Source organism: Candidatus Methylomirabilota bacterium (genome assembly GCA_035315345.1).
Classification (GTDB): domain Bacteria; phylum Methylomirabilota; class Methylomirabilia; order Rokubacteriales; family CSP1-6; genus CAMLFJ01.
Genome location: DATFYA010000082.1, coordinates 42,712 through 62,759 on the forward strand (window position 1 = coordinate 42,712; position 20,048 = coordinate 62,759).

19 protein-coding genes are annotated in these 20,048 nt (G+C 67.4%); 5 read left to right on the top strand and 14 right to left on the bottom strand.

Features of this window, described 5'->3' with window-relative positions:
- Positions 1–357: 357 nt before the first annotated feature.
- The 5 genes from VKN16_10105 to VKN16_10125 form a co-directional block, all read right to left on the bottom strand.
- Entirely contained in the window at positions 358–612 is a 255-nt protein-coding gene (locus tag VKN16_10105) for an acyl carrier protein (GenBank protein HME94555.1), read from the bottom strand.
- A 69-nt stretch (positions 613–681) separates the two neighbouring features.
- Positions 682–1,488, bottom strand: a complete 807-nt coding sequence (locus VKN16_10110) for a class I SAM-dependent methyltransferase (GenBank protein ID HME94556.1) — start codon at positions 1,486–1,488, stop codon at positions 682–684.
- A 72-nt stretch (positions 1,489–1,560) separates the two neighbouring features.
- Positions 1,561–3,177 carry an amino acid adenylation domain-containing protein gene (locus tag VKN16_10115; GenBank protein HME94557.1) on the bottom strand — a complete coding sequence of 539 codons (1,617 nt, stop codon included), beginning with the start codon at positions 3,175–3,177 and terminating at the stop codon, positions 1,561–1,563.
- A gap of 84 nt (positions 3,178–3,261) precedes the next feature.
- Positions 3,262–4,290: an LLM class flavin-dependent oxidoreductase gene (locus VKN16_10120; protein HME94558.1), complete on the bottom strand. Its 1,029-nt coding sequence runs from the start codon at positions 4,288–4,290 to the stop codon at positions 3,262–3,264.
- Positions 4,291–4,457: 167 nt separating this feature from the next.
- Entirely contained in the window at positions 4,458–5,141 is a 684-nt protein-coding gene (locus tag VKN16_10125; GenBank protein ID HME94559.1) for a NeuD/PglB/VioB family sugar acetyltransferase, read from the bottom strand.
- Between the two features lie 407 nt (positions 5,142–5,548).
- Here VKN16_10125 and VKN16_10130 point away from each other — a divergent pair, with 407 nt between their 5' ends.
- Both VKN16_10130 and VKN16_10135 read left to right on the top strand, forming a co-directional pair.
- Positions 5,549–6,580, top strand: coding sequence for a GNAT family N-acetyltransferase (locus VKN16_10130; GenBank protein HME94560.1), 1,032 nt, complete (start codon positions 5,549–5,551; stop codon positions 6,578–6,580).
- A gap of 204 nt (positions 6,581–6,784) precedes the next feature.
- Entirely contained in the window at positions 6,785–7,000 is a 216-nt protein-coding gene (locus tag VKN16_10135; GenBank protein HME94561.1) for a hypothetical protein, read from the top strand.
- A gap of 90 nt (positions 7,001–7,090) precedes the next feature.
- On the opposite strand, the gene VKN16_10140 is transcribed toward VKN16_10135, so the two are convergent.
- From VKN16_10140 to VKN16_10180, 9 genes are all read right to left on the bottom strand, one after another.
- Positions 7,091–7,399, bottom strand: a complete 309-nt coding sequence (locus VKN16_10140; protein HME94562.1) for a hypothetical protein — start codon at positions 7,397–7,399, stop codon at positions 7,091–7,093.
- A 39-nt stretch (positions 7,400–7,438) separates the two neighbouring features.
- Positions 7,439–7,954 carry a hypothetical protein gene (locus VKN16_10145; GenBank protein ID HME94563.1) on the bottom strand — a complete coding sequence of 172 codons (516 nt, stop codon included), beginning with the start codon at positions 7,952–7,954 and terminating at the stop codon, positions 7,439–7,441.
- A gap of 822 nt (positions 7,955–8,776) precedes the next feature.
- Positions 8,777–9,376, bottom strand: a complete 600-nt coding sequence (locus VKN16_10150; protein HME94564.1) for an alpha/beta hydrolase — start codon at positions 9,374–9,376, stop codon at positions 8,777–8,779.
- 288 nt (positions 9,377–9,664) lie between these two features.
- Positions 9,665–10,258 carry an ATP-dependent Clp protease proteolytic subunit gene (locus VKN16_10155; protein ID HME94565.1) on the bottom strand — a complete coding sequence of 198 codons (594 nt, stop codon included), beginning with the start codon at positions 10,256–10,258 and terminating at the stop codon, positions 9,665–9,667.
- A 33-nt stretch (positions 10,259–10,291) separates the two neighbouring features.
- On the bottom strand, positions 10,292–11,656 hold the full coding sequence (locus VKN16_10160; GenBank protein HME94566.1) for an adenylate/guanylate cyclase domain-containing protein: 1,365 nt from the start codon (positions 11,654–11,656) through the stop codon (positions 10,292–10,294).
- A 128-nt stretch (positions 11,657–11,784) separates the two neighbouring features.
- On the bottom strand, positions 11,785–12,945 hold the full coding sequence (locus tag VKN16_10165; protein ID HME94567.1) for a metallophosphoesterase: 1,161 nt from the start codon (positions 12,943–12,945) through the stop codon (positions 11,785–11,787).
- 64 nt (positions 12,946–13,009) lie between these two features.
- Entirely contained in the window at positions 13,010–13,264 is a 255-nt protein-coding gene (locus tag VKN16_10170; protein ID HME94568.1) for a hypothetical protein, read from the bottom strand.
- A 61-nt stretch (positions 13,265–13,325) separates the two neighbouring features.
- Positions 13,326–14,630, bottom strand: coding sequence for an LLM class flavin-dependent oxidoreductase (locus VKN16_10175; GenBank protein HME94569.1), 1,305 nt, complete (start codon positions 14,628–14,630; stop codon positions 13,326–13,328).
- A 17-nt stretch (positions 14,631–14,647) separates the two neighbouring features.
- On the bottom strand, positions 14,648–16,186 hold the full coding sequence (locus tag VKN16_10180; protein ID HME94570.1) for an amidohydrolase family protein: 1,539 nt from the start codon (positions 16,184–16,186) through the stop codon (positions 14,648–14,650).
- A gap of 165 nt (positions 16,187–16,351) precedes the next feature.
- Here VKN16_10180 and VKN16_10185 point away from each other — a divergent pair, with 165 nt between their 5' ends.
- The 3 genes from VKN16_10185 to VKN16_10195 all read left to right on the top strand — a co-directional run.
- A complete protein-coding gene (locus tag VKN16_10185; GenBank protein HME94571.1) occupies positions 16,352–16,615 on the top strand; it encodes a hypothetical protein in 264 nt (87 codons plus the stop codon).
- A gap of 151 nt (positions 16,616–16,766) precedes the next feature.
- Positions 16,767–17,324: an HdeD family acid-resistance protein gene (locus VKN16_10190; GenBank protein HME94572.1), complete on the top strand. Its 558-nt coding sequence runs from the start codon at positions 16,767–16,769 to the stop codon at positions 17,322–17,324.
- Positions 17,325–17,455: 131 nt separating this feature from the next.
- On the top strand, positions 17,456–20,048 hold a 2,593-nt coding region (locus VKN16_10195; protein HME94573.1), incomplete at its 3' end, for a GMC oxidoreductase.

The window sequence follows — 20,048 nt, forward strand, 5'->3', positions numbered from 1 at the left end:
ACGGTCGCCGCGGTCCCGGCCAGCCGCACCCCCAGGACGTCCCCGCTCAGCTCGATACTGATTGGGTCGACGGGTGGCCACTTTGCCCCTGCCACAATCAAGGAGATGGCAGCCGCAATCGGCAGGGCGAGGACGCAGAGGCCAACGGCCACGGCGGCCTGGCCCCAGACCTGTCTCAGGGTGCGAGGCCTCGTGAGGCTGAGGCAGAGGCCACGGCCAAGCTTGTCGCGGCCCAGACGCTCAGCGCGAGTGGGATGGTCACCGTGCCGGGTCTTGCCACGTCGATGACGGTGCTGACCACGAGTACCCAGGCGGCCCCGCAGGTCGAGCCAGCAAGCGCGGCCACGAGAAGCGGGATCAACCAGTCGGTCGCTCGCGATTGGCGACGAATGCGGCGATGGTGTCGATGGAGCGGAAGAAGTCGATTTCGAGGTCATCCAGCGAGACGGTGAGCCCGAACTCGTTTTCCAGACGTAGCAGCAGCTCCACGAATTGAAGCGAGTCCAAGATGCCGGTGTTCAGCAGATCGGTGTCGAAGGACGCGATGTCCACGTTGAGATGTTCCACGAACAGTCTGGTAATGCGCTGATGTAGAGTGAGAGCGTCCTGCATCACACCGACTCGTGGTTGGTCTGAAGGTGCAGCCGTGTCATGACTAGTTCCGCTTTGAGTCCCGTGTATTCAGGCATTTCGCAATCTCGCGTGTAGTAAATGGACGGTGTAGGGTATGCCCGCCTCTGTCGCCAGCGTGGCGATTGCCGCTCGCACCGCCCGGTCACATTCCGCTCTCACCGCCTGGGGGATGTCCACCAACTGCCCTTCGATTCGAACCCACCAGCTCCAGTGCCCGTCTAGAGTATCGAAGTAGGTGAGATAGCTCTCGGTCACGCTGAGCTTGTGCGGTTCAAACGCCTTGCCGAAAAGGGTCACGGCCTGATCGAGTGTCAGTTGTTTGCGCAACGAGGCCGCCTTGACCATCATGGCTGGCGTCATATACTTGAAAAACACCGGCGTCGTCGTCCGAATGAACTCCCGCCCGTTCTGCCGCCCGATGAACGTCAGGTCCATCTCCCCGGTGGGCTTCAGCACCCGTGCGAGCTCAGCGACTGATTTATCCAGGTCAGTGGTCCAGTGAAAGGCCAGGATGCTATACAGGTAGTCAACCGAACGGCTCGCCAGTGGCAGGTTTTCAAAGCTTCCCTCGAGGACCTGCACATTGGAGTGCCTGGCGGTCCGCTCCGTCGCTATTTTGCGCATATTCGCAGCCGGCTCCACCCCGATGAACTGTACGTCGGCCGAGTGACGTGATGCGAACTGCGCCAACTCCCTGCCTACCCCGCATCCGACGTCAACAACAACCTTGTGCTTGGCCGCGAGTGTCACCAGACCCAAGGAGTGTCGCCCGACACATCCCCAGCAGGAACCTAGGTTCTCGGGGGCGTCGTATTCGCCGGCGAATCTCGAGTAGGTCTCGATTACGGAGTTCATTGCGCACCGTCTCCCCCCCGAACCTGCTCAGCGGCCCAAAGCGGTCCAAGGTGCTCGAGCAACGCCCGGCCGTCAATGGGCCTGATCGGGCTCAAGTCGGAAGCCCTCCATCAGTCGGCGCCGGTCGATCTTGCCGCTGGTATTCCTGGGCAGTGCGTCCATGGCTGTCCACCGAGATGGCAGCATGTATTGGGGCAGAGCCTTCCCCAGGTCTTTGCGCAAGGAGCTAGGAGTCACCTGGGCGCTCGATGCCGGTACGTAGGCACAGCAAATGACTGCCCCTTCGAAGCCTTCGGTCGGGATCGCGACGACCGCCGATTCCCTCACGCCTTCCACGGTGGCCAGGGCGACTTCGATCTCACCGAGTTCGATCCGATGTCCACGGCTCTTGATCTGGAAATCGGTCCTCCCGCGGAAATACACCAGACCGGCTTCACCGATCCGAGCCCGATCGCCGGTCTTGTAAATGCGATCGGATGGGTCGCCGCGAGCCGGGTCGGGCAGAAAGACGGATCGTGTCTTGTCCGGATCCCTCCAGTAGCCCGGGCTCAATCCGACGCCACGGATATAGAGATCGCCCTCCTCGCCGTTGGCCACCGGCTGCAACGCTTCATTGAGCACGAGCAGCCCTTCCCCGTCGCACGGAGTCCCGATCGGGATCTCGCGGGTCGGCTCGTGCGGGCATTCGGGCACCGTGTAGAAACTGCTCGCAACGGTCGCCTCGGTGGGGCCGTACAGATTCGTGAAGGTGACGTGCGGGAGGCGCTTCATCCAATAGATCAACGCGGGTGTCGGAAAGACCTCCCCGCACCAGAGCAGCCGCTTCAGGGTGGGGAGGTCGTTGAAGTCGAGGACATCGAACTTGCTTACATAGGCGAGCAAGGAGGGGACCGAGAACCATTGGGTGAGCTCAGCACGACGCATGAAGTCCATCAGCTTGCTCGGGAGCAGGTTCAGCTCGGGGGGAACGAGGTGGAGCTGGGCTCCGGACGCAAAGGTGCCGAAGAGATCGAAGACAGACAGGTCGAAGTGGAATGGGGAATGGCCCGATAGCCTGTCCGAGGGACCGATGCCGAAGTGCCTGGTGGCCCATTGGACGAAATGGAATACGTTGGAGTGAGTAATCACGACCCCCTTCGGAATCCCGGTAGAACCTGATGTGAACAAGATGTACGCCGGGTCACCCGCGGTGCTCCGGTAGTGTAGAGGCTCCGTCGAGTATCCGGCGAGATCGGAGACCGAGAATGCCGCGCGAACGGGAGACTTCGGGCGGCCCCCCGTAGGGTCCATCCATCCAATGGACGGTAACGCCCCCGTGGCGTGGTCGAGGATTCCGCACACGTCTTCCAGCAGGGGAGCGGTCGGCCCGGTGGCCAGGAGGCATCGGGGCTCGCAGCTGGCAATCATTCCTGCCAGCCGGGGAGCGGGGCTCGACGGGTCGAGGGGGACGTAGACGCAATCGGCCTTCAGGATTCCCAGGATGGTCTCGACCGCGACAGGCGACTTGGGCAGCAAGAAGCACACCCGATCGCCCTTCTTACATCCGGCGTCCCGGAGGAGTCTCCCCAGCCGAGTGCTGGATTGCTCCAGCTCGCCATACGTCAACCGTTTCTCGTTCATTGCCACGGCGACGGCCTCCCCGCGTTTCTCTGCCTGTTCGCTGACCGATTGGTGCAAGAGCCTGGTCATTGCGTTGCCCGCGGGGCGGAGGCGAGAGAGGTGCGGACCAGCGGCATCGCGGTCATCTCGGTGGAGAGAGGGTGGGGGCATCCTTCATCGGGGTGTCACCTCAGTTTGCAGGGCAAGTCGGAACGCAATATTGGTGTGGCGCAGCTCCGATTCATCGGCCGGGACATCCAGGATGAATGTGCCGTACCCGAGCTTCACGTATCGCGCAAGCTCCTCGCCAACGCACCGATAGCTGCCCACGAGATACGGACAGAAGGTCTTGTAGTGCTGAAAGGGGATCAGCCAGTAGGGATTGGTCCCGGATTGCTCGCCCAACTGCGTCAGCTGCTTGTGCCAGACGGAGTCCGAGACCTTCATCGCCAGCTGATGCGTGAGCTGGCCTTTTCGATCTTCGGGAAAGCGTGCCCGGGCGACACTCCACGCTTCCTCCTCATCCTCACGGGCAATGATCCCGATGCGCATCCCACGCTCGACGTCGGCGCCCGGCGGATCCCCTCCGTATTCCCCGGCCGGCTTCGGATATTCGACCGAAACAGCGCCGAGCGCTTTGACGGCCGCCAACCCGGCCTCCGAAGAGCCGGAGACGAAAACGCCCGGGACGAGATCCCGGGGCAGAGAAGGCGTCAGCTTGAGCCTCTCCACTCTGTAGAATTCGCCCGAGTAGGTCAGTGGAGACGCATCCGCGAGAAGTTGTTGAATGATGCCCGTGTATTCCCTCAATCGCTCGTATCGCTTGTCATGAGGTGTCGTGTCGTTGAGCGCCGCCAGGTCGTTCTTGAAGCCCCCGGCGACCATATTGAGATACACCCGTCGTCCATAGAGGTAGCCGAGGGAGGCGATCATCTTGGCGACCGTGTAGGGATGCATGTAGGTGGGCTGGACAGCCACGAGCGGACACAACGCCTTCGTGTGCTGGATGATGATGTGGGTGATAAGCCAGGGGTCGACGAGCGAATTGTCCGTATACACGAGAATGCCTTTGCACCCGTGCTGCTCGCTCCAGCGCGCGACGTCGGTAACCCGCTCGACGTAGGCTTCCCGGCTTACCGCGCTGGATGGCGGACAAGTCGCGAATACCTCGACGGATCGCTCTGGTGATTGAGACATCGTCATCCCAGTCTCCTTGTGGGCCCGGTGGGACCCGGCCCGACCAAGACATGGGTGGAGTACGGCCCTGGCCGGAGAGCGGAGCCGCCAGACCTGATGTAGATCTCGCGGAGACTGACCGGCGTATACCTCGCGGCAGAAGGCCTCATGCGCGCTATACAGAGAGGGAACGGCTATCGTTCCACCAGGTTGTCTGGCGCGCGCGGGTTTCCCCGGTCACGGCGTGCCGGCATGAACACGCGCGCCGGATTACCCAGCACCGTCGTTCCCGCCGAGACCTCCGTGAAGACTGCCGCCCCCATCGCCACCGTGGCCCAGCTCCCGACCGTTTTGCCGAGAAGAATTGAAGCCCCCGCTCCAACCAATGCTCCTTCTCCAACCCGGGCCCCGCCGGAAATGAGCGCGCCGGCACCAATGACGGCATACGGGCCGATGGACACCGCGTGCCCGATCACCGCGCCGATATTGATCGCGGTATGAGCACCGATCGAGGCATTGCTACTCACGACGGCCCTGGCGCCGATGATCACACCTTCCCCTACCGTCGCCGACGGACGAAGCAACGCCGTTTCATCGATCACGCTGATGACATGCTGGCCGTATCCTTCGGCAACCTCGGTCAGGGCGCGGCGCGCACGGGGATCACCAACCGCGATGCAGAAATCCACCGATCCGGGCCTCACGTCACGGAGGACGGATCGATCTCCGATGACTCTGACTCCGTGGACGAGCCGATTGGCCGGTACCGCATCATCGACGAATCCGATGTCCGCGTAGCACTCCGGCATGGACCCGCGAACCATATCCACGACCTCGCTCCCCAGTCCCCCGGCTCCCACGATGAGCAAGGTCTTCATGGCTACCGTTCTTGTCGGGAAGTATTCATGTTCACACCACAATGAATAGCAGCTGCTTCGTCTCTCTACATACCAAGACGCCGGACGAAATCAATCGAAATCGGGTCGTACGACTCAAGTCGTAATCACGAGACCACAGGGTCGACTGGGCACGAACCTTGGTCTAATTGACGATCGGACAATCGCGCCGGAGCATTTGAACGCCGGACCCCACAACACAGTTAAAGCGCGGCAGGACACAAGGAGACGCATCCAGGTCGTGCGCGACGACACGCTGAGCCCGTGCCTACCCTCGCGCGATATCCCCAGTTCCGCACCGCGGCGAGCGGCGGTCGCGATCGCGACCCGCAGTCGCAACGAGCTGGAGGCGGTTGGGTTGCCGCTCCCGAGAGGACGTAGGCACGGCCGTGCGTTGTGAATGGATTCCGCCGGAATCGAAGGAATGGCTCGACATTGTCGACGCGGTACCGCATGACTTCTATCACCTGCCAGCGTATGCGCGGCTGGCCGCGGGCGCGGAAGGCGGCACGGCGGGCGCCTTTGTGATCCACGGTCGTCGAGGCCGTCTCCTGATTCCTTTGATCCGGCGTGAGATCGGGGCATCGCTGTTCGACGCTACGTCTCCCTACGGCTATCCATCCCCGCTCTGGTCCTCACCGGAGGGTACCGAGCTGGAGCATGAGGCACTCTCTGCATTCATTGAGGGTCTGCGGCGCGCACGGGTGATCTCAGCATTCGTTCGTCTACACCCTCTGCTAACGACCGAGCTCAAGTGGTTCGAAGATCAAGGAGAGGTCGTGTGTGGAGGCGAAACCGTATACGTGGATCTTAGGAAGACCTTGGATGAGCTCTGGCGCGATACGAGACAGAACCATCGTCGGTCGATCCGCCGCGCGCTGACGTCCGGATTCGTCGCACTCGTGGACGAGACGTGGGCGCACCGAGTCGGGTTTCTGACTGCATACCGTGAAACCATGACGCGGGTAGATGCGGCGGACTACTACTTCTTCCCTGATCAGTACTTCACGGATTTGAGGGCAGCGCTCGGCGAGCGCCTGCACCTCTTCGTCGTCGAACACGAAGGCAGAGTTGCGGCGGCCGCGCTGTTCACCCAATGGTCCGGGATCGTTCAGTACCATCTCGGTGGTACCTGCGACGAGTTCCTTTCGGTAGCGCCCATGAAGTTGCTGTTCCATTTCGCCCGCACGTGGTTCAAAGAGCGTGGCTGCACCGTCATGCATCTCGGCGGGGGCGTCGGCTCTAGACATGAGTCGGTGTTTCATTTCAAGGCGGGATTTGCGAGCACACGCGGCCGCTTTCACTCGTGGCGTGTCGTCGCCGAGCCTAGGGCCTACGCAGAACTCGTGGAGCGCTGGTGCCGTGAGACCGGGCGCGAACCGAGCGGCGCCTACTTCCCCGCGTACCGGGAGCCTCGATGACGCATGGGCCGACTCTTGGGGATCCGCCTCCCGCTCGGCCGCGCATAGGCGCGAGTTGCTCGCTGCCCGTTGGCGCCTTCTTGCAAAGGGCATCCAAGAGCCGATACGCGGCCCCCGTCGGCTGAGCGGACTCAGCCGAGCCTCTGGCTGAACAGCTCTCTGCCGCTGAAAGAAGAACTATCGGCGGACGCAGGGGTATAGACGGTGCAGCGCGAATACAAAGGCGCGCAAATAGAAGTGAGTTCCTACCCCTTCGACCAAAAGTGGCGCCCAATAGTCATCGTCTCCAGGCAGACCGAAGGCTGCGTTCAGATCAAGAATCTCAGGACACCTTCCGATTGGCTGTTCGACACCGAGGAAACATCCGACGAGAAAGGCTATCAGCTTGGTGCGGATTGGATCGACCGGCAAGAGCAGTGAATGGCGGATGGCTGCGATGCATCCGAGCGCGCCTGGACACCGTCCAGCATGGCGCCGCCTCGCCAGGAGGCAGAGAACACGCCAGAGACGCTACTGGCCGCCGACGAAGCGGACGCGCTCCTTGCCCTTCAGCGCGTTTGGAGTAATGGCCCACGTCCCGCCACACGCCGTCGTCGCGACCTTCCCGGCCGTCGCGGTTCCGCCGAACGGCAGCGTGAATCCGCTGGTGATACCGCCGAGGATGCAGAAGCTGCCCTTCACCGGCGCATACAGCAGCGTCGAGAAGACGCTCCCGGTCCCATACGCGACGTCCTGCGCGGTGGAGTCCGCATGCGCCTGGGACACGCCCGCCGACAGGACGAGCCCGATCCCTCCCGCGAATGCCAGGATCCGTTTCATTTACACCTCCTGCGGAGCGGATGCCCGCCCGCCGTTCATCTACCCGGCATGCCCGCGTGCGTGCATGCACCTGGCATACGCGTCGCGATAGCGCTGGTCTTGCTTCTGGTTCTCGTTCAGGCCGTACAGCGACCCGACCCCCGCGCCCACGATGCCGCCGATCGCCGCTCCCTTGCCCGCGCCGCGCCCGCCGTCCGCGATGGCCCCGCCGGCGGCTCCGACCGCCGCGCCGCCGATCGCCCCGATGGCGCCGTCCTTGACGATCTCCACCGTCTTGTCGCGCTGGCTGGCCTGCTCGGCCTGCTGATGACAGGCCTCGACGCTGGCCCGCGGTGGGGTCGAGGAGACCGGCTGAGGCGTCCGGGCGACCGCCGGCTGTGGCGCCGGAGCAGTCGCAACCCGTGACGGCGGCGTCGCGACTGCCACCACGTCACGATCTTCTCGAGCTCCGAAACGGTGTGCGACGACGATCTCCGTTACGAGGGCAGTGACAACCACCACCGCCAGCCCGATCGTGGTGAGCTTCCAGGGATTGCCCCAATTCCCGTCGGCCATGTGTGATCCTCCTTTGATCACTCGCTCGTTCGGGATTGCTGCTGGGGCAACGCTCGTGCCATGGAAAAGATGCCGCAGTCGCGCACGAGACATCGACATTTGCCGACCGCCGCGAGCGGGTGAGTGTCAGCCCATCACCACATCAAGCGAATGCGTGTAAGAACTACACGACGCTCGAGCACCCATCCCGACGTCGGCCGCGAAGAAGGCTATCGCCACAGGCGGGCTGGCGAGCTCAGGGCAGAACCGGCCCCATCACCCGCGACGCCATCTCAGCCGGGGCGGCATCGGCCCACGTGAGCTCGTACGTACAGACATGCTCCCGTGTCCGTACGGAGACTCCCTCCAATATGCTCAAGAAGCTGACGAAGACCGGGAACAGCCTCGCACTCGTGCTAGACAAACGTCTTCTGGACCGGGTCCGCATCGACGCGGACACGCCGCTTGAAGTGTCCACCGATGGCGATTGATCGTGATATCCCCGGTGCGCGACCGCCGGAGGACGGCTCGTCGGAAGCGCATCGTTGCCGAGGCGCACCGTCAGTACGGAGGCGTCTTCAGGCAGCTCGCGGATTCGTGAAGGTTGTCTTCCTGACGCTCGATGAAGCGATCGCACTGCACGCAGACCAGATCGAGCGGTACGGAGGACGGCCGGGGATCCGAGACCTCAGCCGGCTACAGTCCGCCCTGGGAGTCCCATCGGCCACGTTTGAAGGCCCTGCCGTGTCTGTGCAGCGACACCTTCGGATCAGACGGGAAGGGTAGCGCCGGGACGCCAGCATACCTCACTGACTTCCGTGTCAGCGCTCCGCCGCCGCGCCGTCACGCCGCGTGCTTCCGCACGAATTCTCCGATGCGGTCGATCGCCTGCTGGCCCTCATCGAGCATGGACGCAAACAGGTGCCACACGTGGATCATGTCCTCGGACGGCTCGTAGCTCACCGCCACCCCGGCCTTCCGGGCACGCTCGGCCAGACGGGAGGCGTCGTCGAGCAGCGTCTCGGCCGTGCCGACTTGAATGAGAAGCGGCGGCAGCCCGGTGAGATCGGCGTAGAGCGGCGCGGCCAGCGGCGTGCGGGGGTCCTTGCCCCCCAGATAGGCCGCCGCCATCTGCTCGATCCCGGCCTTCTGCACGATGGGATCGACGTCCGCTTTTGTCGTCATCGACCCGCCGATCCCTTCGAGGTCCACCCACGGCGACAGGCACGCGCCCGCCGCCGGAAGGGGTAGCCTCGCATCGCGGATGGCGACCAGCGTCGCCACGGTCAGCCCGCCGCCCGCCGAGTCGCCGGCCACGGCGATTCGCGCCGGCTTCAAGCCCTGGGTGAGCATCCACCGGTAGGCGGCGACCGAGTCCTCGACCGCGGCGGGATGCGGGTGCTCTGGAGCGAGGCGATAGCGCGGCGAGGGAGCGATGCGTATTGATCGAGCCGATCACGTATCCGCCTCCGTGGAGATAGAGCACCGCCCGGCCCACGTCCGCATCCGGCGCGCTCAGCCATTCTGCCTTGACCCCGCCCGCGTCGACGGCTTCGCGCTTGATGTCGGCATCGACCGGGAACATGCTCGCGATCTGTTCGAATCCCGCGCGCGCCTCTTGCACGGTCGCATCGGGCTTGACCACCGGCTGAGACCTGAGCATTTGAACGATCGTCTGAAGCTGCTGTCGAGACATGGCCGTTGCCTCCTGTTGAGAGGATGACCCGAGGGTCACCGGGAGGGGCTGATCTCGTCGATGAGCCCGTAGTCGAGTGCTTCCGTGGCGTCGAGATAGCGGCCGCGCCGCATGTCCTCGGCGACCTCCTCGGCGGGCCGGCCCGTGCGCTGGGCGAGGCGAGCGTGGAGCCTCCAGAGCAGCTCCTGTTGCTGGCGACTGTGCTCGGCGATCTGGTCGGGCGTCCCCGAGAAGTGTGCCGTCGGCTGGAAGAGCCGAAACCGGGTGTGCGCGGCGGCCGACCGGTGGTCGGCGGCCGCCGCGACACCTACGGCGGGACCACCGACCTGTCCGCGGCAATGTATGCGCAGCGTCGCGTGGAGACGATCGAGCGTGTCGATGAGGACGAAGGCGGCCTCGAGCGTGCCGCCCGGGCTGTCCAGGTGGAGGTCGATGGGCTCAGCGCCGAGGGCGTCCAGGGTCATGACCGCCGCTACTGCTTCGGCCGCGAGATGATCATCGAGGCGGCCGGTGACCAGCACGATCCGGCGCTCGAACAGCTTCTCCTGAAGCCACGCGGAGAGACGGCGCCGACTGGAAGGTTCGTCGGGGATGCTGTCCCGCACGCGCATGCCCTCACCGTATATCACGGACCGCGCTAGTTTAACCGCGTGCATCACGGTTCACGGTTCGCGGCGGCCCTCGCGCTGCGTGCCCGCGACGGCGAAGAGCCGCCAGGCGTCCGGCACGCCCTTGAGGGCGTGGAGCCCTCGGTCCGTGAACTCGACGCCCGAGCCGGCCACCAGGTCCTTCACGGTGCTGGACACCAGGATCTCTCCCGCCGCGGCCAGAGCGGCGACGCGGGCGGCGATGTTGACCGCGATGCCGCCCACGCGATGTCCGCCCTCGCGCAGCTCGATCTCGCCGGCGTGCAGCCCGGCGCGGACCTCGATGCCGAGCGCGCGGATCGATTCCTGGATCGCCCCGGCGGCACGGATCGCGCGCCCGGGCCGATCGAACGTGGCGAGAATGCCGTCGCCGGTGGATTCGATGAAGCGCCCCTGGTGCCGGGCCACCTGCTCTCGCGTGATCTCGTCGTGGGTCTCGAGCACGGCCTTCCAGCGGCGGTCGCCCATGGAGGAGGCCCGGTCGGTCGAATTCACGATGTCCGTGAAGAGCACGGTGGCGAGGACGCGATCGGGCGTCGACCCGCCCGGGATGCGGCTCAGGAACTCCTCGGTCCGGTCCAGGATCTCGCCCGCATGCTCGGTCACGAGGACTCCGTCCGCGCCCGGCAGCTCCACGAGCCTCGCGTCGGGAATCCGCTCGACGAGATAGCGGGCGTGATCCATCGTCACGAGCCGGTATCCGCTCCGGTTGAGAACGAGCGTCGGGCACTGGATGAGCGGCAACACGTGTCGGACGTCGGCCGCGAGCAGGTTGCGGGTCTGGGCCGCCGCCTCACGCGGTCGCGCGGCGGCCCGCAAGTACCGCGCATAGCGTTGCCGGAACCCTTCATCGCCGCTGCGGCTCGGTGCGGCGATCGAGACGAATGCTTCCGTGCCCCACAGCTCCGCGACCATCCGGAGAAGCTGCTCGCCCACCTCGGGAGCGAAGCCGTGGGGGTAGTCGTCGGTACGCACGTACCGCGCCGCGGTCTGCGCGAGCACGAGCGCCGCGGTCCGCTCGGGATAGGTGGCGGCGAACAGCATGGCCATCGGCCCGCCGTCGAGCCACGCCATGATGGCCGCGCGCTCCGAGCCGACCGCGTCCAGGACCACCCGCATGTCGTCGGCCCACTCTTCCCACGTGGGCAGATGGTCGGACGGCACCGGGTCCGAGACGCCGGTCCCGCGCCGGTCGAACAGGATCAGGCGGCTGAACGAGGCCAGGCGGTGCAGGAAGTACTCGTTCAGCGGCTCTTCCCACCGCAGGTCGAGGTGGGAGGACATGCCGGTGAGGAAGACCAGGTCGACGGGCCCCTGCCCCAGGACCTGGTACCCGATCCGATCGTTCCCGAGCGTGGCGAAGTTCGTCGTCGGTCGCACTGACGCCTCTCGCGGCCTCGGCGTCCATAGTACCGACGAGGGACCGGCCGCGCGCGCGAGTCGTTTTACGGCCGCCCCCGACCCTCTCCCTCCCAGCAGGGAGAGGGAGATTGCGGGTCCCTCGCCCCTCAGGTGTGGGGGCAGGGTGAGGGTGCGGCCACGAGGCGCAGGAGGGTGAGCTCCGGCCGCGTGCCCAGGCGCACGGGAGGACCCCACGTCCCGGTGCCGGCGCTGACGTAGACCCACAAGCGGCCGCGGCGGGAGAGGCCGGCCGCATGCGGGCCGTGAACCCAGTGAATCACGAACGTCCACGGGAAGAACTGGCCGGCGTGCGTGTGTCCCGAGAGCTGCAGGTCGAACCCGGCCTGCTCGGCCAGCGGCGCGATCTTCGGATTGTGCGCCAGGAGCAGACGGAAGGCGGCGCTCACGTTGCCGTCGATCGCGAGGTCCGGACGCGGCCGCGCCTGCGGATCGTACAGTCGCGCGGCGAAATCGACGACGCCGCCCACCAGGAGGCGTGCCGCGCCCCGGGCGACGGTGACGTGGCCGTTGCGCAGCACGCGAAAGCCCATCCCCTCGAAGTGGGCCGTCCACGGCGCCGCCCCCGAGTAGTAGTCGTGGTTGCCGAGCACGAAGAACGCCCGCTGTCCGGACGCCAGCGCCGCGAGCGGCTCGACGCGGGACGCCAGCCGCGGCACCGGCCCGTCCACCATGTCACCGGTCAGCGCGATGAGATCCGGCGCGAGCTTCCTCGTCATGTCCACGACCCGCTGGACGTAGGCCCGCCGCATCGTCGGCCCGGTGTGCAGATCGCTGATCTGCACGATCCGGAACCCGTCGAGATCCGGCGCCAGCCCCTCCACGGGAATATCGACGTGACGGATGTGGGGGCCCCAGAGCGCGGCCAGCGCGCCGACCGCGACCGCGGCCAGCGCGGCCACGGCTACCCACGGAGCGCCCGACTCGTCGAGGCGCGTATACACCCCGGCCAGCGGCGGCAGCGCGGCCGTCGCCAGGAGGAGCACGTCGCGCCCCACCGTGAACACGAGAAGAAAGCTGAGCCATCCCATGCAGAGGTAGCTCAGGGCCTGCACCCACTCGTGGCCCCGGCCCGGGCGGTCCCGATCGCCGGTCCAGTAGACGGCCGGCAGGAGCCATACCATGACGAACGGCGCGGCCAGCGCCGCCCGGGCCGGGGCCGTCGATGTCAACCGCGTGGCGATGTACGCGTAGCCGAGCGCGAGAGTCACGTTCACCGCCAGCACGAACGGATGGAGCAGCCGCCTCACCAGCCGATGCTAACAGACGCCACGCACGCTCCGGCCGACGACGGACGTCGACGCGCTGTAATAACTACTCGGTAGGTCTTGCTCCGCTTGCCTCCTGCGCGCCCGCGCGGACCCGCTCCCGAGCGCTCTCGATCCGAGACGACAGCTCCTTCTTCGCCTGGTCGAGGAACGTCTCGGACGTCTGTTGTATCGTCCCGAGCAGCCCATCCACCTTTTCGCGGGCCGGTCCCGCGTTCCCGTTCACGTACTCCCGGATGGAATCGCGGTACTTCCACGCCACCAGCCCCGTGATGCCCAGTACCAGCAATCGTCCCATCATGTGCGTGCGTCCTCCTTGAAGTTTGGAATCCCTCCCGTTCAGCATCTCCTGTGCCAGCCGCTCAATCCTCCTGCATCAGATGCTCGCGCTGCGTCGTCCCCGCGTAGTCCTGCCGGTACCGGCCGCGCCGCTGCAGCTCGGGCACCACGAGATCCACGAACTCCTCGATCGCGCCGGGTGAATAGATCGGCGAGAGCATGAACCCGTCGCCGCCCACCTGGTCGAAGTAGTCCTCCATCTGGTCGGCCACCTGCGACGGGGTCCCCACCATCTGGACCAGCCCCACGCTCTGCCCGTGGCGCTGCGCGACCTCGCGCAGGGTGAGGAGCTCGCCGGTCAGGGTGCGGTACCGGGTCTGCATGCGCTGGAGCTGGGGCTCCGTGCGCCGGGCCATCACCTCGTCGAGCGACAGCGTCGCCAGGTCGAAGTCGAGGTGGCCCGAGAGGATCGCCAGGCCGCCCTCGAGCGGGACGAGGCGGTTGTGCAGCGCCTGCTTCTCGCGCGCCTCGTCTTCCGTCGCGCCGAGGATCGGCTGGATGCCGAAGAGGATCTTGCACGCCTCGGGCGCGCGGCCCTCGCTCACCGTGCCGCGCTTGATGTCGTCGTAGTACGCCCGGGCGCCCGCGATGTTCGGCTGGATCGCGAAGATGGCATCGGCGTACCGCGCCGCGAACGTCCGCCCCTTGGGCGACGTGCCGGCCTGCAGGATCGCCGGGCCGCCCTGGGGAGAGCGCACCACGTTGAGCGGCCCGCGCGATTTGAAGAAGGGGCCCTCGTGCTCGATGCGGTGCACCTTGGCCGGATCGGCGAAGACGCCCGCCGCGCGGTCCATCACCAGCGCGTCCGGCTCCCAGCTCTCCCAGAGCTTCCTGCAGACCTCGATGAACTCGTGGGCGCGGTCGTAGCGCTCGTCGGTCGGCCGGCGCTCCTCGCCGTAGTTCGCGGACTGGTTGTGGTTCAGCGACGTCACCACGTTCCAGGCGGCGCGACCGCGCGTCAGGTGATCCAGCGTCGCCCACAGGCGCGCGGCGTAGAACGGGTGCGCGTGGCTGATCGAGAACGTCGCCCCGAGGCCGATGCGCGTGGTGACCGCGGCCATGAACGACAGCAGCGGGATCGGGTCGTGCTCGGGCGCCTGGGTCGCGTGGCGGATCGCCGGGTCCATCGTCCCTCGATACGTGTCGGAGATGTAGTTGAGGTCGGCGAAGAAGACCATGTCGAACTTGCCGCGCTCGCACACCCGCGCGATGTGCTGGTACAGCTCCGGCCGCGCCCAGTCGAAGCCGGCCTCCGCGGTGCGGGGATGCCGCCACATGGCCAGGCTGTGATAGGTCGGGCCGTGGCAGAGGAACTGCGCCAGGTGCATCTTCCGCTTCGGGCGGCTCACCGGCGTCGGTTCAGCACGTAGAACGGCTCGCCGTCCTCCGGCGCGAGCCAGGCGTTGTACCACGCCTGGTAGTGCGGCTTGAGACGCTGGAGCATCTCGGCGTGGCGGCGCTGCCGGGGCGGGATGCCCCGCGCGCCCGCCTTGCGGATCTCGCGATAGAGCGCGTCGACGTCGAGCGTCGTCATCCGCCCGTCCTCCATCACCACCCGCCCGCCGACGATGGCGGTGCGCACGTCCTGGCCCATCGCCCGGTGGATGAACGCCTCCGCGATGGGCAGGTCCTCGTCGAGCCACGGGTCGCGCAGGACCCGATCGAGGTCGACGAGGATCATGTCCGCCTTCATCCCCGGCTGAAGCGCGCCGACCTGCCCGCCGAATCCCAGGGCCCGCGCTCCGTTGACGGTGCCCATGCGCAGCACGTCGTAGGCGCTGAGCGCCGGAGTGCGCAGGTCGTAGTCGGGAACCCGGTGGAGCTTGTGCAGCATGCGCAGCTCCATCACCGCATCCTCGTCGTCGTTGATCGTCTTGTCGTCCAGGCCCATCGCCACGTTGACGCCGCGCCGGTGCATCGCGTAGATCGGAGCCAGCCCGTTGCGCATGCCGAGATTGCAGCTGGGATGGCTCGTGATCGAGGCCCGGCGGCTCGCGAGCCGGTCGATGTCGTCCTCGCTCACCCAGATGGCGTGGCCGAGCGCGAGGTTCTCGTCCACGAGGCCCAGCTCGTCCAGCCACGCGACCGCGCTCTTGCCGTACTTCCGGAACGAAAACGCGCGCTGGATCGGCGTCTGCACGCAGTGCATATGGATGGGCACCTTGCCCAGCCGATCCGCCGTCTCCCTGGCGCGGAGCAGGAACGACTCGGTGCACGCCTGGGCCCAGCTCGGGGAGAGCAGCACGCGCGTGTCCTCGGACGCGTAGCGCCCGTGCAGGTGCGCGAACAGCGCGAAGTACTCCTCCTCCATCCGCTTGGAGTCGACGGCCACCAGCGGGCGGGCGAAGGCCGCGAGGTCCGGCGGCAGGGTGTCGAGGAACGCCGCGGCGTCCAGCACCAGCTTGTCCACGTTGCGGACGCCGGGCGCGAAGGCGAGGCGGATCCCGGCGCCCAGGTAGGTGCGGATGGCCTTCTCGCACCGGCCGCGCGCCTGCGGACCCTCCGTGTCGAACCCCATGTGGTGGACGGTCGTGCAGCCGCTCCGGATGTGGCGCCAGGCGGTCAGGCCCGCCGTCAGCTCCGGGTCGAAGACGGCCATGAAGGCCCAGTCGAGCAGGTTGTTCTCCAGGTAGTCGTTGAGCACGCCTTTCTGGATCGGGCTCAGCCCGCGGCCGTGGCTGTGGGCGTCGACCAGGCCCGGCATGAGCAGCTGCCGGCCGCTGCCCACGACCCGCGCGCGTGGATGCCGCCGGCGCAGCGCGGTGAAGCCGCCGACCGTGGCGATGCGGGAGCCCGAGACCAGCACCGCGGCGTCATCGAGCACGCCCGCGTCACCGGCGGCAGGGTCCGTGATGACGTATCGTCCACGCACCAGCATGTCCATGCCTTCCCTCCGTGGCCAGCGTTCGCTCACCATGGCATAGCCGACGACGCGAGCCAACGCCAGCCGGAGAGTGTGGCCGCCTTGCCCCGTCGGGGCGGGGCTGCCCCGCCGGCGGCCGCTCCATCGCGCCGATCGAGCCCTGGGAGGCCCGCTGGCCCTGGCATCGTGCGTGCTCTCACAGACCAGGCTCGCCGCGGGACTTCTGGCTCGACGGTCGACTTCCACGACACGGCGCTCGCGCCTCGGACGTACGAGGAAGCGCTCGAGGTGGTGAACCTGCCGACCGCGCTGACGCCCGACCTGGTCACCCGAGACGCCCGAGACTGGCGTGATCTCCGCGGCTTCCACGTGCGGGTGATCGCCGCGTACCCCGCCCTCGACCGCATCGAGAAGATCATCGTCAGCGTGCATCCCCTGCCGGCGAACTAGGCCTCCCCCGCTCGGCCCTTGACGAGGCGCGGCAGGAAGCGTAGGGAGTAGCCGTGCCCGGCGTTCGGTCCTCCGGGGCCCCCGGCGTCTTCAGGGGCCGGCAGTCCTCCGGGACCGGCAGTGAACGTGACTCCGCGCGAAGGAGACCATCATGCTGGCGACCCTGGCTCGCAACTGGTGGGCGGTGGTGCTACGAGGCGTCTGCGCGATCCTGTTCGGTCTCGCCGCCTTCGCCTGGCCGGGCATCACCCTGGCCGTGCTCATCCTGCTCTGGGGCGCCTACGCGCTGGCCGACGGCGTCCTCGCCGTCATCTGGTCGTTCATGTCGCGAGGACGCGATTCGTTCCCGTGGGGCGTGTTCCTGGCCGGTCTCGCGGCCATCGTCGCGGGCGCCTTCGCGTTCCTGCGGCCCGGTCTCACCGCGGTGGCTCTCCTCTATCTCGTCGCGGCCTGGGCCATCGTGCGCGGCATCTTCGAGATCATCGCCGCCGTCCACCTGCGGAAAGAGATCGAGCACGAGTGGCTGCTCGGGCTGAGCGGCCTTGCCTCGATCGTGCTGGGCGGGCTGTTGCTCGCCTGGCCGGGCCTCGGGGTCCTGGCCGTGCTGTGGTGGATCGGCGCCTTCGCGATCCTCTTCGGCGTGCTCACGATCGCGCTGGGCTTCCGGCTGAAGAAGTTGAGAGGCCGGCCCGCGACCCGCGGGGCATAGGGCGCGCCCGTCACGAGGGCAGCGGAACGCTCGGATCTGCCGGCTTGGCCGGGTGGCCTTTCTGGCGCCACCGCGCGCCAGCTGACTGACCGCCAATCGACCCCTTCCCAGCCACCGGAGGTTGGCATCCGATGCAGTCCGCGGAAGACGCGCAGGGCGCGGTAGGCTCGAGCGGGTCACGGTTCGACGCCGTCGTCATCGGGACTGGCTTCGGCGGAGCGGTCGCCGCCTGCCGTCTCACGCAGGCCGGCAAGAACGTATGCGTGCTCGAGCGCGGTCGCCGCTACGGCCGGGGCGACTTCCCCCGTCCCGCCACCCGGCCCGACCACCTGCCCCACACCGCCCGCTGGGCCTGGGCTCTCGACTACGGGCTCTGGGACGTGAAGGACCTCCAGGGCACCCTCGCCGTCCAGGTGGCCGGCTATGGCGGCGGCTCGCTCGGCTACGCCAACGTGCACCTGCGTGCGCCCGAGGCGGCGTTCGCGCCGCCCGGCCGACACGGACCCGACGCCGACGGATGGCCCGCGGTGTACTTGGGCGGGCGGGAGCTCGAGACGTACTACGACGTCGTCGCCGCCGCGCTGCGCGTACGTCCGATTCCGGACGCGTTCATTCAGACCGCCCACGTGCAGGCCCCGCTGCCGAAAGTGGAGGCGATGCAGAACGCCGCGCAATCGCTCGGGCGCACGCGGTGGCTCTTCCGGCCTCCGCTGGCGATCGACTTCACCACCTGCGTGATGTGCGGCGAGTGCATCGCCGGCTGCCAGTTCCACGCGAAGAACACCCTCGATCTGAACTACCTGGCCGCCGCCGAGGGCCTGGGCGCCGACGTCCGGACGCTGGCGGAGGTCCTGGACATCCGCCGCGACGATGCCGCCGACGAGTACACGGTCACGTACCACGACCACGTCATCGACGACCCCGCGGCCACCGTGCGGACCCGCAGCGTGTTCCTCTGCGCGGGCTCGGTGAACTCGACCTACCTGCTCCTCCGCTCGAAGGACCACGTGGGAATGGACGAGGCGAGCAAGCCGAACGTCGGGCGCCGGTTCTTCGTCAACGGCGACGCGATCGCGATGGTCTACGACACGCAGACGCCGCCGGCGCCGACCCCGACGCTCGGGCCGACCATCGCGATGAGCCTCCTCTACAACAACCGCTCGCTCGATCTGACCGGGACCCGCGGCGACTGGTTCATGATCCAGGACGGCGGCTATCCCAAGTGGCTCGAGCCGGTGCTCGGCGTCTTCCGCGCCGACGTGTGGCTCCAGCGCAACCGGATCGCGGCGAGGCGCGACGGACCGGCGGCGGACCGCGAGGCGGCCGCCCGTGAGGCCGCCGCCATCACCGACCTCGTCGACGGCACCGCACGGGCGCTCCTCGGGGTGCTGGACGCGCGGCACGCCTATCACGACCCCTCGCTGGCCCGGGTGCTCGCGTCGCGCTTCGGCCTGCCGGCCAAAGACGACGCACGATCGTTGGCGTACGGCCTCGGCCTCGACGACGTGCTCCCGCCGCAGATCCGGGCGATCATCGACCGGGCTCGGACGTACGCGCATTCCGTGGAGGGGCGGGAAGTCGATGCGCTCAGCCAGAAGACGATAGAGGAGCTGACGTACCGCCTGCTCACCATCGGTGTCCCTGATCCATTTCCGGATGGCCCGCTGCGCCCCGTGCCGGAAGACTTCGTCAAAGACTTTCGAAAGGTCTTCGTCGAGCCGCATCGCCTCATCGCGACGCTGGAGGCCGTCCGTCAGTACTTCCTCGAGATCCCGCGCGGAGTCGCGGAACCGTTCACCGCCGCGATCCTCTGGCGGCGCGCGGTCGGCCTCGCCAAGCAGCTCCTCCTCGGCCCGCGTCCGGACGACCATGCGTTCCTGATGCTGGTCATGGGGATCGACGCGGCGCCGGGACAGCTCTACCTGGACGAGGAGCAGCGCCTGCTCGCGTACTGGGACCTGGCCGCGAACGCCCGGCTGGCCACGATGCAAGAGCGGCTGATGCACGACATCGCCGACGCCCTCAAGGGCGAGATGCGGCTCAATCCCGACGCGACGGTCCGTCAGCGGCCCGTCACCGTGCACAACCTCGGCGGCTGTGCCATGTCCGACCGGCCCGAGGACGGGGTGACCGACCCGGACGGCAAGGTGTGGGGGACCCGGGGGCTCTACGTGCTGGACGGCGCGGCCATGCCCGGCTCGCTCGGGGCGAACCCATCCGCGACGATCGCCGCCATCGCGGAGCGCAACGTCCGGCGCGCGCTGACGGACGCGGCCTCGCCGATCCACGCGCCCGCGCCCGTCCCCCTGGATCCCCCTCTCCCCGGCGGCCCGAGCCTCGCCGAGATCAGGGAACAGTATGGCCAGACCCGCGCCGTGCTCGATCCGATCGCTCACATCACCGCCCCCGCACGCGAGCCGCGCGCGCAGGCGATCGGCCTCACGTTCACCGAGGTGATGCAGGGCTTCTACGCGCCCCGACCCGACGGCGGCAACCTCGCGATCCGCGCCGACCTGACGGCGACGATCGACGACCTGAGCGCCTTTCTCGTCAACCCCCGGCGGCCGGTGGCGGTCGACGGAACCGTGCGGCTGGTGCCGGGGGCCGGCCAGGGCGAGGTGCAGTACACGGCAAAGGGCACGCTCGACCTCCTCAAGCGCGTGGAGGCCGCGACCGCGCTCCGGGCGCTGTTCGACGAAGGGATCGCGCGGCTGGACCGGCTCA